This is a genomic window from Vibrio sp. Vb339 (assembly GCF_902751245.1).
GTDB lineage: Bacteria > Pseudomonadota > Gammaproteobacteria > Enterobacterales > Vibrionaceae > Vibrio > Vibrio coralliirubri.
Window position 1 is genome coordinate 1,100,941 of record NZ_CADDIS010000002.1, and the last position, 17,091, is coordinate 1,118,031.

Here is a 17,091-nt window from a genome sequence, read left to right on the forward strand (position 1 = left end):
ATTTGCTTATCTGGGATGATACGCCGGTCACTAAACAAGAAAACGTTCTAGATAGGACGAACGCTGTCTCTGTCGAGTTCAGCGGCAAAACGTCTTTCAATGAACTGTACGTTGGCATCGTTTTCCAACGCGGTAAACGCGTCTTTCAACTTACCTTGATACAGTCGTTCTCGTAATTCTAGCGGCGTTTCTCCACCCTCACCGATTTCAACACTCAAATGACACTCTTCCGCGAGCACAGTATTGAGAGACTGCAATAGCTCACTCTGTGCACGGTCCGTATTCAAGTGAGCTTGGCTCGCTCTTAACGTTAAAGTGATTGATGTGTCGTTTTTAGCAAACACTGAGTTCAATGCTAACTGTTCAACAAGCTTGGCTGTCTCTAGCTTTTGAATCGTGGCGGACCATTCATCTTGAGCAATCGACTCTTGAAGCAATTTGTCGACCATTTCTGGTGTCTTAATATGCTCTAACGCACGCTTGAGCTGAGTAGGTGTAAGCTCTTTGCTCACCTCTTTCACTACAGGTTTAGACGGTTTCCAGCGATAAGGTTCATTATCGTTGGTCACATTTTCTGTCGAAGAGGCTGATAAAGAAGCTGGCGACACCCGCTCAGAACCACCGTGTTGCTGAGCAACTCGATCAAGAACTGAAGTTTTAGCAGGTGTCGCTTTAGCCTTTTTTGGCGCCGAGCCTTTGTTTTCTGTTGCCGAACTGCCTCTACGTTGAGAACGTAATTGGTGGCGTAAACCACTCACAGGCGAAGTTGCACGCGCTGGCTGCTCTTGCGGAGCAGAAGGTGCAGCGCTTGGCTGTTGAACCTGACTCTGGTTTTGATAATTCGTTTGTTGCTGCTGAGGCTGCTCTGCACCGTAGCTTGGACGCTCATCATAAGCAGGAGGCGCATCATACTGGCTATGCGGGTAATCCTGTTCTGGATAACCTTGGTTGCCTGAGTGATCAGCGTAACCTTGCGAATCTGAATACTGTGCTGGATTCTGCTGCGGAGCCTGTTGTACGGGTTGCTGCTGCATAGGCTGCTGTTGAGGCGCCTGTTGTTGCATCTGAGGCTGTCTCGGAGCTGCCATTGGCGCAGGTTGACTCACTGACTGAGCAACGCTCTGAACTTGAGTTGCTGGCACTGGGCTTGTCGACTGAGTCGAGATTGCCGTAGCAACCGCTTGTTCTGCCGGTCTAAATGCCAACATGCGTAAAACCACCATCTCAATACCAACACGAGCGGTTGGCGACAATGGTAAGTCTTCACGACCTTTCAACACAATCTGGTAGTAGAGTTGAATGTCTTGTGGACTAAGCGCTTTGCTCAGTAGTTCAAGCTTCTCTGCGTCAGGCTGTGCCTTATCTAAGGTAGATGGCAAAGCTTGGAACATCGCAAGACGATGCAGTTGGGCCGCAAGCTGATTCAGCAAACCATCCCACTCAACACCGTTCTCAGCAAGGCTTTGGATACACGCCATCGCTTGCTGTGGCTGCTTACTGCTAATCGCTTCAAGCAAGTGGATAGCTTGGTCGGTATCCAGTGTTCCGAGCATGTGAGCAACAGTATCTGTTACGACATTGCCATTACCCAATGCGATAGCTTGGTCTGTAAGGCTTAATGCATCACGCATACTGCCATCAGCAGCATGAGCAATCATTCCAAGCGCACGAGACTCAGACGTCACATCTTCTTGTTCAAGAATATGATCGAGCTGCTCGTGAATATTATCAACGCTGATCGGCTTGAGGTGGAACTGCAAACAACGCGACAAGATAGTCACTGGAAGCTTCTGTGGATCCGTTGTTGCGAGCAAGAATTTCACATACTCAGGCGGCTCTTCTAAGGTCTTTAGAAGCGCGTTAAAGCTGTGCCTAGAAAGCATGTGTACTTCATCGATTAGGTAAACCTTGAAGCGACCACGTGCAGGCTTGTACTGAACATTGTCCAGAAGCTCGCGGGTATCTTCTACCTTAGTACGTGATGCCGCATCAATCTCAAGTAGGTCAACAAAGCGACCTTCATCGATCTCTTTACAGGTTGCACATTCACCACAAGGTGTTGAGGTAATGCCTGTCTCACAGTTGAGTCCCTTAGCAAACAAACGGCCGATGGTCGTTTTACCGACACCTCGTGTACCGCTGAACAGGTATGCATGGTGCAACCTGTTCTGGCTAAGGGCATTCTCTAATGCTGTTAAAACATGGGCTTGACCAACCACTTCTTTGAATTTGGTTGGTCGCCATTTTCGCGCTAACGCAAGATAGCTCATGAATAATTCCGAAAAGGATTAGTGACCGTCGAATTCGCAGATGCTAAACACTTCTAGACCTAAGCCTTGTAAGCGCTTGTCACCACCGATTTCTGGAAGGTTAATAACAAATGCAGCGTGTTCTACCACACCACCAAGTTGACGAATCAACTTTGTTGTTGCTTCAATCGTACCGCCTGTTGCTAGCAAATCATCAACCATCAACACTTTGTCGCCTTCAACGATAGCATCAGTATGGATTTCTAGAGTGTCGGTGCCGTACTCAAGCTCATAAGATTGTGCCACAGTTTGACGAGGCAGCTTGCCCGGCTTACGAACAGGAATGAAGCCAACACCTAGCTCAAGAGCAAGAGGCGCACCAAATAGGAAACCACGAGCTTCAGTACCAACGATCTTAGTAAAGCCCATGTCCTTGTATGTTTCCGCTAGCAGGTCGATAGTCGCTTTGTAAGCTGCTGGATCTTCCATCAAGCTTGTTACGTCACGGAACAAAATACCCGCTTTAGGGTAATCAGGAATGCTTTTGATGCTTGCTTTGATCAGAGAGATTTTTTCTGTGTTCATAATCTTATGCACTTCATTAGGCCGCTTTCCAAACTCTCGTTAACGAATCAAACATCAACGCTTGGAATTAAGGAAAGGTACGATTGGTATTCATTGCAACGAGAGTCATAACTCTGATTGCTGAAATAATAAACGCCCGCTATACAAGCAGGCACACTGGCTTAATGGTAGTGATTTTCTTTGCTGTCAGCAACCAACTCATGGGTTGGAAGTCGCATAAACCATGTGAGAAGAATAACAAGTACACAAATTAGGAAAGCCTTGACCCAAATGATAGGGGCAAAGTAGATGGATAAAGCAAAACTCAACAAGATAAAGAATACGCCACGCGTTTTAACTTGTTTGGTGACGGCACCGTGTTGATACCAATTGTTCAGCAAAGGACCCAGCGTTTTGTGCTCATGCATCCATTTATGAACTTTCGGATTACTTCGCATGAAACATGCGCTAGCAAGAAGGAGGAAAGGAGTGGTTGGCAGAACGGGCAAAACTATCCCTAGAACTGCGAGAAATATACAAAGGCCACCAGCAATATTGAGGCTTAAAACTCGAACGCTAATTGTGGCCTCCTTGAGTTAGCTATCACCAGTCAGTGACGACAGCTTAACTAGAATGTTGCGTAACCATTGAATACACGGATCAACGTAAGTGTTGCTGGTAGCAATGGAATCATTAAAAATGCGGCTAAAAATCCTAAAAAGTAGAATACATTAAACGGGTCTTGAAAGTCTTTGTTATCTGCCATGATTGCTTCTTGTTTTTGTTAGTAAAGGTAAGTATCCGGCGAACCAAACCCGCTTTGCTAAATCGACATTTAACAAAAAAGGCATAGCCACACCATTTGCGCAACTATACCTTAATCAATTATTCACAAAAACCGAGGAAATATAGGGTTAATCAGTAGACCCTTGGTGTATGTCTAAACTAAAACTTGCCGATCCAAGTAGGCTCAACGAAAGTTGGCAGCCCTGTTCGATCGGAAGGTCCCGCGTAATAAAGTTCTTCTTGCAGTTCTCGCCCAAGCGCTCACCTGCTGCAATATGTTGATTCAATTCACCATTCGACCATTGCCCATCTAAACCCGCAGGTAAAATGGAGATGGTTCCCTCGGCAAGGTCTGCAACACCAAACAAGGCATTCACTGGGGTAGAACATTTAGAGCAACGAATCCCCTTCTCTAAGATCTCAGCAATATCTTTGAGATCAACGTTAAAATCTTTTCTGTTTCTTATGTAATCGTGGAACAGCGCTCTCACTAACAATGTTGTCGCGGAGCCGCCATTATCAGACGACGATGAATCGACGAGGTAAAAAGCAAACTGCCCGTTCATCATCCACGCATAATCAAACACAAGTGGCATCATCTCTGTTGATTGCAGTAAACGGTAACTGCAACGCCATGAGCCTTGTCGCGTGTCCTTCTCTGGAAGCAACGCATGCAGTAAGTCTTTTGCTGCGCTTGGATTATCTTGAAGATAATTCAGGTGCCAATGAAGTTCTTGGTCTTCAGGGATCTCTCCCCCGTCATCCACACAGAACCACTGACTCGAAAAATCTCGTTGGTCTGAAATGTTATCGAACGAATCTGTCAATGTATTCGCAATCGCACTTCCTAGGTGACGGTGATCCTCTAACGGTTTCGCTAAGAAGTCTTTAATACCAAATCGCAAGGCTTTCGCCACATCAGACATATCATCAGTGCCGGACACAACGATCATAGGCAGTGACGGGTACTCTAAACTGAGCTCTTCCACAAGCTCGATGCCATCAAGTATTGGCATTGATAAGTCACACACAATTAAATCTGGCGCTGAGTCTCTAAGTTTCTGCAAAGCGTCCAGTCCATTTTCAGCCTCAACCACTTTATAACCGACCTTGTCTAGGTACGCGCTGGTTATACGGCGAAAAATAGGATCATCATCAACCAACATCACGCATTTTTGGTTAATTACTTCCTGAGCCGAGGTCATTACTGGCTGACTGTGAGTTTTGTACATAATCTATAACCTCACAAAACTAAGTCGAATTATTATTGTTATCTGTTCTAAGAACTAATATAAAACTTAGTAATAAAATGCTAAATACACAAATTTGCACTCTTTACTGGTAATTCGTGACGAGGGTTGGAATACTTGTAAATAATGCAACGAGTTGACGTAACGCAAACATTGATCTCACTGTTACGTATAAATTAGATGAGATTGTAAACAAATGTGTCTGGATTTATGAAATTAGATGATTTAAACCTCTTTCGACTCGTCGTTGAAAATGGGAGCTACACCGCAACATCGCGCAAGACTATGATTCCGGTTGCGACCATCACACGACGCATCCAAGCCTTAGAAGATTCTTTGAACCTTAGGCTTCTCAATAGACACGCGCGTAAACTTTCTTTAACAGAGGCAGGCGAACGTTTCTTCAATGAATGCTCTCCGCTATTGCAACGTCTCTCTTCTACTGCAGAAGAGTTAACTGACGTGTGCAAAGGCGCTTCCGGTAAGATTCGTATTACGGCACCCTCAAACCTGACCAAGCGCATGATGATGCCAATGTTCAGTGAATTCATGACTCAATACCCTGATATCAATATTGAGCTGATGATGAACAACCAAGCGGATCAGCTGGATCCAACTGAGTGGGACGTAATTTTCCGAGTCGGTCCACAACGTGATTCAAGCCTAATCGCTCGAAAAATCAGTGAAGTCAAAGATATTCTTATCGCGAGCCCTGAGTACTTAGCGAAGAACCCAGCTCCAAGCCATGCTGAAGAGCTAGCGAACCATTCGCTACTCAAAGGCTACCCGCTGATTAAATGGCAGCTGAGTAATTCGAATGAAGAGACGGTGGTGAATAGTGAGAAAGGCCGTTTCAACGCCAATGCGCTTAATGTCGTGAGACAAGCGTGCTCAGAAGGCCTAGGTATCACCCTAATGCCTGACGTGATGATCCGTGAATACATTGAAGATGGCAGCTTAGTGCAAGTCTTAGAAGACTGGAGCGCTAACCCTCGTGATATTTACATGCTTTATAATCACAAAGACCATCTACCAGAAAAAGTGAGATTGTTTATTGATTTTGTGATCGCATACCACATTCATTAAGGTCAATCCCCTTCTCTATAAACAAAAAAACCAGAGCCGATGCTCTGGTTTTTTATTTTCTGTATCGCTAGCAATACTGAATCATTGCTAGCAAAAACTCTTTATCACTAACGAAACGCTAACTAACTAAGCGCCTTCGTTGTGTAACTCTAAGTTAGCAAGATCTTGTTGAATCTCACGCTGAACCTTTGAGTCGTCATTACGCAAAGAGTCTAGGAAATCTAGGTACGCTTGGTCGATATCGCCAGTCACATACTCGCCGTTAAATACAGAAGTATCGAAACGAGAGATGTCTTGATTGCCCATGCCCACTGCAGAAATCAGATCTGGTAGCGTTTGGAAAATCAATGCGTCTGCGCCAATCTGCTTACAAATCGTTTCGTTATCACGACCATGAGCAATCAGCTCTGTCGCGCTCGGCATATCAATGCCGTAAACGTTCGGGAAGCGAACCTCTGGAGCCGCTGAAACCATGAAGACCTTGTTTGCGCCAGAATCACGAGCCATCTCAATGATCTGCTCTGATGTTGTGCCGCGAACGATAGAATCGTCAACCAGAAGAACGTTCTTACCTTTAAACTCAGAGCGAATTGCGTTGAGCTTGCGGCGAACCGACTTCTTACGCTGTTGCTGACCTGGCATGATGAACGTGCGACCAACATAGCGGTTTTTCACGAAACCTTGACGGTATGGCTTATTGATCGCTTGAGCGATTCGTAGCGCAATATCGTTTGATGTTTCAGGGATTGGGATAACCACATCAATATCTAAGTCTGCGTACTCTTCTTTAATACGCTTACCAAGCATCTCACCCATCTCAACGCGTGCGCTGTAAACCGAGATTTTGTCGATGAATGAATCTGGGCGTGCAAAGTATACAAACTCAAAGATACATGGGTTTAGTTGTGGGTTGTCTGCGCATTGCTTAGTGAAAAGCTCACCGTCGAAGGTTGCGTAGATAGCTTCACCTGGTGCTACGTCGCGCATGAAGTCGAAACCAACAGCATCGAGTGCTACCGATTCAGACGCAACCATGTACTCTGTTTTACCTTGAACTTCACGCTTACCAAGACACAATGGACGAATACCATGTGGGTCACGAAATGCAATCATACCGTGGCCGATGATCATCGCAGTTACGGCGTAAGCACCACGAATTGTACGATGCACGTTTGCCACAGCGCGGAAAACGTCATCTGAAGTTACGTTACCTTTAACGGTATCGATCTCATGAGCTAATACGTTCAGTAGAACTTCAGAGTCAGAGGTTGTGTTTACATGACGACGGTCTTTTTCGAACAACTTCTCACGAACTTCGTTTGCGTTCGTCAGGTTACCGTTGTGCGCCAACGTAATGCCAAAAGGAGAGTTTACGTAGAAAGGCTGAGCTTCAGACGCACTTGAACTACCCGCAGTAGGATAACGAACATGGCCAATACCAACTTCACCTTGTAGGCGCTGCATGTGTTTTGCTTCAAAAACATCTTTTACTAAACCGTTCGCCTTACGCAGACGGAAACGATTGCTTTCTATGGTACAAATACCAGCGGCATCTTGGCCACGATGCTGCAATACCGTTAAAGCGTCATAAATAGACTGGTTTACAGGTGTTGAACCCACGATTCCAACAATACCACACATGTCCTAATCCTCGATTTTTCGACATTAACTGGCGCTAGAGCGCGCCAGATAAGAAACTAGATGTTGCTTGTAAATGCTCGAAGAACGGCGCAATGATTCGACTAAATTCCGGAACCAATTGCGAATTCTTCCACCACTCAGAACTTGGGAATGCAGTAAACGCATCCATGAAAAACAACACTGCAGAAACAATCAAAACACCACGTAAGCCACCAAAGACGACACCGAGGATTCTGTCTGTACCTGACAGGCCTGTTTTCTGAACTAGTTGACCGATGACATAGTTAACTAAGGCACCCACAACTAACGTTGCAACAAACAATGCTGCTATCGCAGTTCCGTTTCGAAACATCTCATCTTCGATATTGGTGAAGTACATCGCTAATTTAGCGTAGTACTGGCTAGCAATAAAAAATGCTCCAAACCAAATAACGAGTGACAAGGCTTCTTTAGCGAAACCACGAACTAAACTGATCACGGCAGAGAAGCCGATCACGCCTAAAATGACAAAATCTAACCAATTCATGAATTCTTCATCTTAAGTTGGCGCGCATTTTAACAGAAAAAATGCTGACGCAAACGTTTTCTTATGGATTTAACGGTTTAAATTTGAGCAATTGGCCTTTTGAACCCGTAATTTTTTCTAATTCCTTAATTTGTCGCTCAAGTTTGGATTTAGAGACATCCGGGCCAATAATTACTCGCGTAAATGTTTTTTCTTGCTTGGTGTGAGCCTGATAACCACGCTTTTGCAGATCCTTAACAACGTTTTTTGCATTGTCAGCATTCTTCAAAGCCATCAATTGAATAATCCAAGCACTGTCTTGGTATTCATTTTTTTCAGGTACTGGCTTAACCACGACTGCCACTTTGTCTGCTTCTTTATTATTGGAAGAAGACGCGGTTTGCGTGTTTGAATTGTCACTACGACCACTTTCAACCACTTGCTCAACTGGAGAATCTGGTAGCGCTATCTGATCTTCAACGGGATCGAGTACTTCAAACACTTCAACATTACTATCAAGCTCAGGCTTAATCGGAATGCTTGCAAACTCTTCTTTATAGTGGAGCTTCTTACCATCTAGCACATCGGGTAATACAATCACGCCAATAGCCACTAAAATGATGGTGCCGACTAATCGGCTTTGGAATTTACTTGCCATTTAGTTTCCTTTTTTCTGCCAATGCTCCAACACTTCACCCACGGTATGGAAAGAACCGACAACCAACACAACATCGTCACCTTTAACAGAAGCTAAAGCCGCTTCAAAAGCTGTGACAGGGTTTGAATGCTGCTCTACGCCTTCGGGTAGACTTTGACACAATTCAGCAGCTGTCGCTGCGCGTGGCCCTTGCAATGAAGCTGGATACCAATGAGTTGCGATTGGCGCTAATACTTCCAATGGCGCTAATACTTCCAATGTCGCTGGGATATCTTTGTCATGAAGCATGGCGACTACAACGTGTAAATTTTTACCTGCATACTTCTTCGTAACTTGCTGCGCAAAGTATTCAGCGGAATGCGGGTTGTGCGCCACATCAAGCACAATCACGGGTTGTTCGCTAATTTGCTGCATACGCCCTGGAAGCTGCGCATTCTTCATGCCGTTAACCACGTTCACGTCACTAATACTAAGCTCTGATGTGCCCAATGCCATTAATGCTGTTGCAGCGTTAGGTAACGGCAGGCTTGGAATAGGTAGCGATTCTAGTTGGAATGCCCCACTGCGCCAGTTCCACGTATCACCGTTAACATCATAAGTGTATTGAATACCGACTTGGTAGAACTCAGCCTTAATATCATCAGCGTGCGCCGCAACCGTAGCCGGTGGCTTGGGTTGACCACAGATAGCGGGTTTACCACTACGATAAATGCCCGCTTTCTCAAAGCCAATCACATTGATGTCATCACCTAGCCAGTCAACATGGTCGACAGCCAAACTAGTAATCACAGAAACATCATGCTCAACGATATTGGTCGCGTCTAAACGCCCGCCTAAACCCACTTCTAATAGCACAACATCAACCGCTTCAGTTTGAAATGCGCGTAACGCCGCTAAAGTGCCATATTCGAAAAAGCTCAGGCTGATTTCGCCACGCTCTTTCTCAATGAAATCGAAAGACTGAACCATCTTTTCATCAGATAGATCTTGGCCGTTGATACGAACACGTTCGTTATAGCGAATTAAGTGAGGAGAGCTGTAGACACCAACTGAGTAACCAGCGTCCAATAGAATCGCTTCCATCAGTGCACATGTTGAGCCTTTGCCATTGGTTCCGGCAACAGTAATAACATGTTGAGCAGGTTTGGTGAGGTTTGCCTTAGAGGCGACGGCCTGAACTCGATCTAATCCAAGATCAATAGCGGTTGTGTGGATGTTTGATAAATAATCAAGCCACATCTCCAAAGAGGATGTGGCTTGAGGAATAGGTTGTTGACTCATCTAACTCATAACCATAATTAAGTTGGTTTGTTAGAAGGTACTTTACCCTTTTTCTGGCGCTTCTGGTACTTCATAAGTAGCTTCATTCGGTGAATCGTTCACAGAAACTACTAATGGTGAAGGCTGGTTGGTCATTTTAGCAACAAGGCTTGCAACGCGCTGACGCATCTCACGACGGTCAACGATCATGTCGATAGCACCGTGGTCTAGTAGGAACTCACTGCGTTGGAAACCTTCAGGAAGGTCTTCACGTACCGTTTGTTCGATTACACGACGTCCAGCAAAACCGATCAGTGCTTTTGGCTCACCAATGTTGATATCGCCAAGCATTGCCAAACTTGCAGAAACACCACCCATTGTTGGATCAGTCATGACTGAAACAAACGGTAGGCCTTTCGCAGATAAACGCTCAAGCGCAGCACTGGTTTTCGCCATTTGCATTAGAGACATCAATGCCTCTTGCATACGAGCACCACCACTTGCAGAGAAACACACTAAACCACAGTTGTTCTCGATAGCAGCATCTACCGCTTTCACGAAACGAGCACCAACAACAGAACCCATTGAGCCGCCCATGAATGAGAATTCAAAAGCACACGCTACGATAGGTAAACCCAATAGTTCACCTTTCATTGCAACTAATGCGTCTGTTTCACCACTGTTCTTTTGAGCAGCAGAGATACGTTCTTTGTAACGCTTAGAGTCTTTAAACTTCAGCTTGTCTTGTGGCTCAAGATCAGCACCTAGTTCAACACGCTCACCTTTGTCTAGGAATGTATCCAGACGGCGACGTGCTTTCATGCGCATGTGATGGTCACATTTTGGACATACTTCTAAGTTACGCTCTAGTTCAGCATGGTACAGAACCTGCTCACAAGAAGTACATTTAGTCCAAACACCCTCAGGGATAGACGCTTTACGAGATGTTACGATGTTGCTTTTTTCTAAAATCTTTTCAAGCCAACTCATGGAAGACCTTTTTGTTTCGATTCTTCCGCTTGATTGCGAAAGAAATAAATTTGGGAATTATGCGTGGGAATTAAAGCACATAAAACAGCGACTGTAGATAAAAAACTGGTTGTACCTATTTTCTGGGACTATCTTACGCACTAAACCGTAATAATTTTTGAACCTAAGTCTCACATTTAGTTCAAATTATCCGGTAAAAATAGAGGACCAATTGGCTCTCGTGGTAGCTCAAAATGTTCAGGATAATCAACATCCACCAGATACAAACCTTCCGCTTTTGCAGTTGCGCCGGCTATTTTTCGATCTTTAGCTTCTAAAAGCCACTGGATCCACTCTGGTTTCTGCTCCCCTTTACCTACAGCAATAAGGCTACCAGTAATATTCCTCACCATGTGGTGAACAAACGCATTCGCTTTAATATCGATCACAATGTAGTGTCCATGACGAGTCACGTTCAAGTGAATCATGTTTCTCCATGGGCTACGAGATTGACAATGTGTTGCCCTAAACGAAGTGAAGTCATTCTCACCAAGTAAGTACTGACCCGCTTCATGCATTTTTTTCTCATCAAGGTGACCATGATAATGGCTCACGCCTGAATTCAAAATGCCTGGGCGTAGTGCATGGTTAAAGATAATGTAGCGATAACGGCGGGCAGTCGCAGAAAAACGAGCATGGAAATCCTCATTCACTTCTGTCGCCCAACGAACCGCAATATCTTTTGGCATGTTGGCATTCGCGCCCATTGTCCATGCCACCATTTTACGATCGACATTAGTTTCAAAGTGAACGACTTGTCCCGTACCGTGAACACCGGCATCTGTACGACCTGCGCACATAACTTCTACAGGGTGATTCGCGACAACTGAAAGAGCCTTTTCCAATTCTTCTTGGACACTTTTCACGTCTCGTTGGCGTTGCCAACCAAAGTAGTGGGTACCGTTATATTCAATACCTAAAGCAATTTTCATGTTCTTGTTCTCTTTGAAAATGGGCGAGAAGTATATACGGAAATCAGTGCTAGCCCAAATAGGATGGGGCTAAAACTTTAATAAACAATCTGCATCGCGTTAAAATAAAGGGTAGCCAACGCTACCCTTTCTGATTTGTAAATTTATCGACCGTTTAACGTATCGATAAGATTTTTTGCCTCTCGACGAATATCATCGCTGCCATCAACGATTGCCTCTTCTAGAAGCTTAATTGCCCCTTGCGAGTCACTCATCTCGATGTAGATTTTGGCCAAATCAAGCTTACCCGCAGCTTCTGCATTGCTGTCGACATCATAATTGCCAATATCACCGATAACATCAGGGAATTCGTTTAAACCAACATCCAGTTTAAGCTCTTCATCGTCTGGATTAATGACTTCTTCACTTTCTTGCTCAACTTGAGCCATCAGTTCATCAATCGTCATGTACTGCTTATCACGACTGTTGCCTGATTCGGTTAGGTTGTCTTGTTGAGCCCAATTCTCTTCTTTGATTTTCGGTTCAGCTTGCTGCTCAGCCGATGCCCAAATCTCTTGTTGGTCATCAGGCACATCATTATGCATGCTCGATTGTTGCTCTGGTGCTAGGTTAAAGCCTTTCCAGTCTTCGCCGCCAACTTCAAGCATGGCGTCAATATCTAGCCCTGCGCTATCAATCGAAGTTGCGTCCAATGGCTTATCGAACATGTTGTCGACAGAGTCTTGAACATCTTCAGAAAGCAACTCAGCTAGTGCTGTCTCATCAAAGTCATCAAAGCCTTCTAGTGGTTCGTCTTGAAGCGCTGTAGGCGTTGAGTTTGGTTCTAAAGCCGCGCTCAGTGATTGTTCTGGTTGTGTAAAACCAGCCGGTTCAGAGTCTTCAGCATTCGAGAAATCATCGGCCTGACTGTAGCTCTGCGGGTTTGAGAACAGATCATGCAAAGCATCTTGCTCTTCGCCTTGTGGGCTGAAAGAAGTCAGTGGTGTTGGTTTCTCTGCAAACGCATCGGAGATGGCTTCATCTTCACCATATTCAGGCAAATCAAACTCATCAAACTCTACGCCTTGGTCTTCCGCCACCGGCTCAGCATTGCTTTGCTCAATATCATCTAAAACAGAGTCCGCTTTTGCGCTTTCTTCATCGTACTCAGGAAGATCAAGATCATCGAACTCGAACTTCTCTGTGTCAGGCGCTAAGTCTTGCTCTAACTGCGCTTCATCAGGCTCACTCACCACTTCAGCTAACGCGTCTTCTTCACCAAACTCTGGAAGTTCGAAGTCATCAAACGAGAACTCTTCTTCGCTTTCTGGTTTCGCAGTTTCAGCCTGTGGTGCATCATCTAGCTGAGGCTCAGCGGTTGGTTGCGATTCAACACTTGGTTGAGAATCAATAGCAGGCGTTGCTGGCTCAGGTGTTGATTCAGCATCGGCTTCCGCTAGTGCGTCTTCTACACTAAACTCTGGTAACTCGAAATCATCAAACGAAAACTCTTCGTCGCCTTGCCCCTGAGCTTTAACTTGGGCTTCAGTTTGAGGTTCAACACTTGGTTGAGCATCAATAGCTGGCGTTACTGGTTCTGGTGTTAATTCAGCATCAGCTTCCGCTAGTGCGTCTTCTTCGCCAAACTCAGGTAACTCGAAATCATCAAACGAGAATTCTTCTTCGCCGTCTTGTCCTAGAACTTCAGCTTGTTCTGCCACTTCCGCTTGTGGTGTAGCTTCAACTTGCGGTTCAGCGACAGGTGTCGCTAGCTCTGGTGTTACGTCAGTTTCCGCTAATGCTTCTGGTTCAGACGCCTCATCTTCAATCAGCCAATCATCGTCTTGTGGCACACCAAATTCATTCGGAATGATCTCTGGCATGTTTGCAGCACGAACTGGCTCTGGCTCTGGCTCTGGCTCTGGCTCTGGCTCTGGCTCTGGCTCTGGCTCTGGCTCTGGCAAGGATTCAACGACATCTTCAAGCTGATCACTACCTTGGATTTTTGGTTCAAAGTCAAAATCAGAGGTAACGTTCGCTGGCGACTCTACATCGTCGATAGCCTCAGCTAACCAGTCTTCAACCGTCTCTTCCTCATCTTCAGAGATATCATTTAAAGAGGATGGCGAAGCTTGATCTTCGAAGCTAGCAGCAATGTCTTCACGCTGTTCTTGGACGTCGGCTTCTTTCGGCTCTGGCTCTTGTTGTGCGGTTTCTTCTTGAACTCGCTCTTCAAAATCTGGTTTGTCAAAATCAGAATTCTCAGATAACAGCGAGTCGATATCCAGTTCATCATCTTCAACCGATGATGCGGTTTCTTGCGCTGATACTTCGTTGCTATTTGAAAGAGGCGCTTGCTCTGGTTCAACCATATTGTCAATTGATGGTTCAACAGGCTCTTCTATTGCTGGCAACAAATCATTGTCATCAGAAGTCATTAACTCATCAATCAATGCTTCATCTGTTGTTTCTAGCGAGTCATCAAGCAAAGCATCCGTTGCTGGTGCGACACCGAACAAATCATCGATAAAACCATCACGATTAAAGGCTTCATCATTTTCTGGCTTAACGTCAGCGCTGTCTTGAATCAGTTCCGAATCTAACGATTCATCACTAACGACTTCAGGTTGTAGTGTTTCACTAATGTTCGGATCTTGCTCTGGCTCACCTTCGGATGTTTCAGAGGTTAACGGAGTAAGCTCAACGTCTGAGTCCTTTTCAGGCTCATCATTGACGTTGTCAAAACCAAAGGCTGCGTCTAACTCTTTATCAAACGCCTTCTCTTCAGATTCAAGTTCGTCTTCAATGCCACTTGTTAGTAAGTCATCAAACGGGTCTAGAGATTCTGATTTTGGTACATCCGTTGAAAGCTCGTCACCTGACAATTCACTATCAAGGAAATCATCCAGTAAGTCGGTACTTTCGGCGTCAAGTTCGAAATCATCGTCGTCAGAATCACCTATCAATTCATCCAAGGTTTCCGTGCTGTCTTCTGCGATGTTGAGGTCATCATCGGTCGATAAACCAGAAAGCTCTTCCAGTTCAGATAAAGAATCAAAGCCAAGAGGTTCGCTTTCAGACTCATCATCCGAATCGTCCCCTAGCATCTCATCAAGAAGGTCGGTCGAGTTACTTAGATCAACGTCATCGCCTGCCAGTTGCTCATCAAGCAGATCAACGCTGTCTTGAGTTTCTTCGTCTACGATTGGCTTATCGAACTGAGACAGAATGTTTTCGATATCATCATCAGACGCCAACCCACTGTTTAGGTTAGTGGCAATCTCATCATCGCTATCGAGGTTGAAAGGGTCATTCGCTTGATCGTTCTGAGCCGCAACCTGCGCAAAGATGTCATCAATATCATCATTCGCTGTCGGTGAAGCTGGCTCAGGGGACTGTTGTTCAGAGATTAGAGCATCAATATCAAAATCGTCATTGCTCAAATCAGCAGGCTTAGTCTCGCTTTGTTGCTCTGAGATAAGCGCATCGATGTCAAAATCATCGCTTGCTGGTGTTTCCGTGTTAGAAGGCGAATCACTTTGCTCTTCCGAAATCAGAGCATCGATATCGAAGCTGTCATCATCTTCGTCATCAAGAGCAAACAGGTCATCTAATAAAGATTGGTCTAGCTCATTGGAACCGAGATCTTCAGTTTCAGACTCTTGAGATAGTAAAGCTTCAATGTCATCAGCAGACATTGCGTTATCATCAGAAAGGTCGAAGTCGACATCATCAGTATCGACGGCGCTTTCCGCAGTTTTGTCTAGCGCACGCTCCATCTCTTCAAGACCAAGCGCTTTCTCTTCGCCATTAACACTAATGCCGTTGCTGCTGTCTAAATCTAGATCGTCAAAGTTGGTGTCTAAATCGCCGTTTTCGCCAATGCTGGCAAACGGGTCATCGTCTTCACCATCTAAATTGAAATCGAGATCAGATTCATCTAAGCCGGCAAAGACATCGTCTTCCTCAGCTAGCGCTTGATCGTCAAACAGCTTGTTGGCGTCATCTTCCGTACCAAACAAATCATCGTCTAAAGACAACTCGTTAAGGTCGTCCATCTCGTCGCCCAATGTAATAGGCGCAACGGTGCTTGGTTCTGGCTGAAGCGGTTGTTCTTGAGTCGTCTGCTGTTGCTCATCATTTTTAGAACGACGGCCCAACAACATCACAACGATCAAACCAATGAGCAAGCCTGGAATAATCGCTAGAGCCGCCACTAACCAACCATTCGATAACAGTTCGTCCATGGCACTTGGTGCCATTTTTTCAATTTCGGCGTTCTTTCTGCGCTCTTCATCAAGCAGTTTTTCCACTTCGCTACGAATGCGGTCTTCATCGCTGAGCTCAGTTTTTAGCTCATCCACTTCCGATTGAACATTCGATAACATCAAACGAAGTTGGTGGTTTTTCTCTTCAAGTGACAGTAATTCAGTTTCTGAAAGCTCTAGCTGCTTCTCTAACTTGTTCATCTCTTGGGTTGGAGCGGATTGAGCTAGAGATGATTGAGTTGCAGACAATGGCTTTTTAGCGGCTTCAGCAGTGCTTACTTGCTTAGCAGGAGCAACATTTTTTGCATCAGAACTCGGCGCTTTGGGTTTTGAAGCGACAGGCTTACTTGCAGGAGCATCAAGCTTAGCAAGATGTGAGTTCATGATGTTGATAGCTTGCTGCGTCGAGCTTGCACGTGCTTGCTCTAAAGAAGGCACACGTAAATTACTGGCAGGCAGCAGGCTATGGATATTCTGGTTTTCAAACGCTTGTGGGTTTAAGCGATAAATAGCCAACAGGGTTTGTTGGACTGACACGGAGTTATCAGGGCGTAACTTTGAAGCAATAGACCACAATGTTTCTGAGCCACGAGTTGGACCATAGAAACGAGAAGGCTCAGCGCTATTTGATTGCGCTCTTTGAAGAGGTTCTGAAAACGTAGGCGCTGATTGTATCTGGCCATTAGGCCCTACAACTCGAATGGAATCTGCACGAACAACGGAAATCTGAGTCGCAATGATAAAGGCAAAAGGCATTAACCACGGCTTGAAAATTTGAAACATAAAAGGCTCAGCTAGGTGCTTAAATTCGGAAAAGTGATGATCTATTAAATATATCGGATAAATGACGTAAAACTATAGAGATGAAAACAAAAAATGTGTTG

13 protein-coding genes are annotated in these 17,091 nt (G+C 45.1%); 1 reads left to right on the forward strand and 12 read right to left on the reverse strand.

Annotation, left to right across the window (positions count from 1 at the left end; genetic code table 11):
* Nucleotides 1-47: 47 nt before the first annotated feature.
* From dnaX to HRQ85_RS13560, 5 genes are all read right to left on the reverse strand, one after another.
* A complete protein-coding gene (dnaX, locus tag HRQ85_RS13540; RefSeq protein WP_172379841.1) occupies nt 48-2,270 on the reverse strand; it encodes a DNA polymerase III subunit gamma/tau in 2,223 nt (740 codons plus the stop codon).
* Nucleotides 2,271-2,288: 18 nt separating this feature from the next.
* Nucleotides 2,289-2,834, reverse strand: a complete 546-nt coding sequence (gene apt, locus HRQ85_RS13545) for an adenine phosphoribosyltransferase (protein ID WP_017101994.1) — start codon at nt 2,832-2,834, stop codon at nt 2,289-2,291.
* Nucleotides 2,835-2,995: 161 nt separating this feature from the next.
* The gene (locus tag HRQ85_RS13550) at nt 2,996-3,367 is read right to left on the reverse strand and encodes a YbaN family protein (protein ID WP_029225617.1); all 372 of its coding nucleotides are present in this window, start codon (nt 3,365-3,367) and stop codon (nt 2,996-2,998) included.
* A 74-nt stretch (nt 3,368-3,441) separates the two neighbouring features.
* The gene (locus HRQ85_RS13555; protein ID WP_017067606.1) at nt 3,442-3,579 is read right to left on the reverse strand and encodes a hypothetical protein; all 138 of its coding nucleotides are present in this window, start codon (nt 3,577-3,579) and stop codon (nt 3,442-3,444) included.
* Nucleotides 3,580-3,727: 148 nt separating this feature from the next.
* Nucleotides 3,728-4,831 carry a response regulator gene (locus HRQ85_RS13560; protein WP_048610462.1) on the reverse strand — a complete coding sequence of 368 codons (1,104 nt, stop codon included), beginning with the start codon at nt 4,829-4,831 and terminating at the stop codon, nt 3,728-3,730.
* A gap of 228 nt (nt 4,832-5,059) precedes the next feature.
* Between HRQ85_RS13560 and HRQ85_RS13565 the strand changes: the two genes are divergently transcribed.
* Nucleotides 5,060-5,935 (forward strand): LysR family transcriptional regulator, encoded by an 876-nt coding sequence (locus tag HRQ85_RS13565; protein WP_017067604.1) that lies wholly within the window; start codon nt 5,060-5,062, stop codon nt 5,933-5,935.
* Between the two features lie 126 nt (nt 5,936-6,061).
* Here HRQ85_RS13565 and purF read toward each other — a convergent pair whose 3' ends face one another.
* The 7 genes from purF to HRQ85_RS13600 all read right to left on the reverse strand — a co-directional run bounded on the left by purF (nt 6,062) and on the right by HRQ85_RS13600 (nt 16,990).
* Nucleotides 6,062-7,576: an amidophosphoribosyltransferase gene (gene purF / locus HRQ85_RS13570; protein WP_017066676.1), complete on the reverse strand. Its 1,515-nt coding sequence runs from the start codon at nt 7,574-7,576 to the stop codon at nt 6,062-6,064.
* Between the two features lie 34 nt (nt 7,577-7,610).
* Nucleotides 7,611-8,102 carry a CvpA family protein gene (locus HRQ85_RS13575; protein WP_009848678.1) on the reverse strand — a complete coding sequence of 164 codons (492 nt, stop codon included), beginning with the start codon at nt 8,100-8,102 and terminating at the stop codon, nt 7,611-7,613.
* Nucleotides 8,103-8,163: 61 nt separating this feature from the next.
* Nucleotides 8,164-8,739 (reverse strand): SPOR domain-containing protein, encoded by a 576-nt coding sequence (locus HRQ85_RS13580; protein ID WP_172379842.1) that lies wholly within the window; start codon nt 8,737-8,739, stop codon nt 8,164-8,166.
* Entirely contained in the window at nt 8,740-10,020 is a 1,281-nt protein-coding gene (gene folC, locus HRQ85_RS13585; protein WP_172379843.1) for a bifunctional tetrahydrofolate synthase/dihydrofolate synthase, read from the reverse strand.
* Between the two features lie 42 nt (nt 10,021-10,062).
* The gene (gene accD / locus HRQ85_RS13590; RefSeq protein WP_017062348.1) at nt 10,063-10,989 is read right to left on the reverse strand and encodes an acetyl-CoA carboxylase, carboxyltransferase subunit beta; all 927 of its coding nucleotides are present in this window, start codon (nt 10,987-10,989) and stop codon (nt 10,063-10,065) included.
* Between the two features lie 176 nt (nt 10,990-11,165).
* Nucleotides 11,166-11,960 carry a tRNA pseudouridine(38-40) synthase TruA gene (gene truA / locus HRQ85_RS13595; RefSeq protein WP_172379844.1) on the reverse strand — a complete coding sequence of 265 codons (795 nt, stop codon included), beginning with the start codon at nt 11,958-11,960 and terminating at the stop codon, nt 11,166-11,168.
* A 143-nt stretch (nt 11,961-12,103) separates the two neighbouring features.
* The gene (locus HRQ85_RS13600) at nt 12,104-16,990 is read right to left on the reverse strand and encodes a FimV/HubP family polar landmark protein (RefSeq protein ID WP_172379845.1); all 4,887 of its coding nucleotides are present in this window, start codon (nt 16,988-16,990) and stop codon (nt 12,104-12,106) included.
* Between the last annotated feature and the right edge of the window lie 101 nt (nt 16,991-17,091).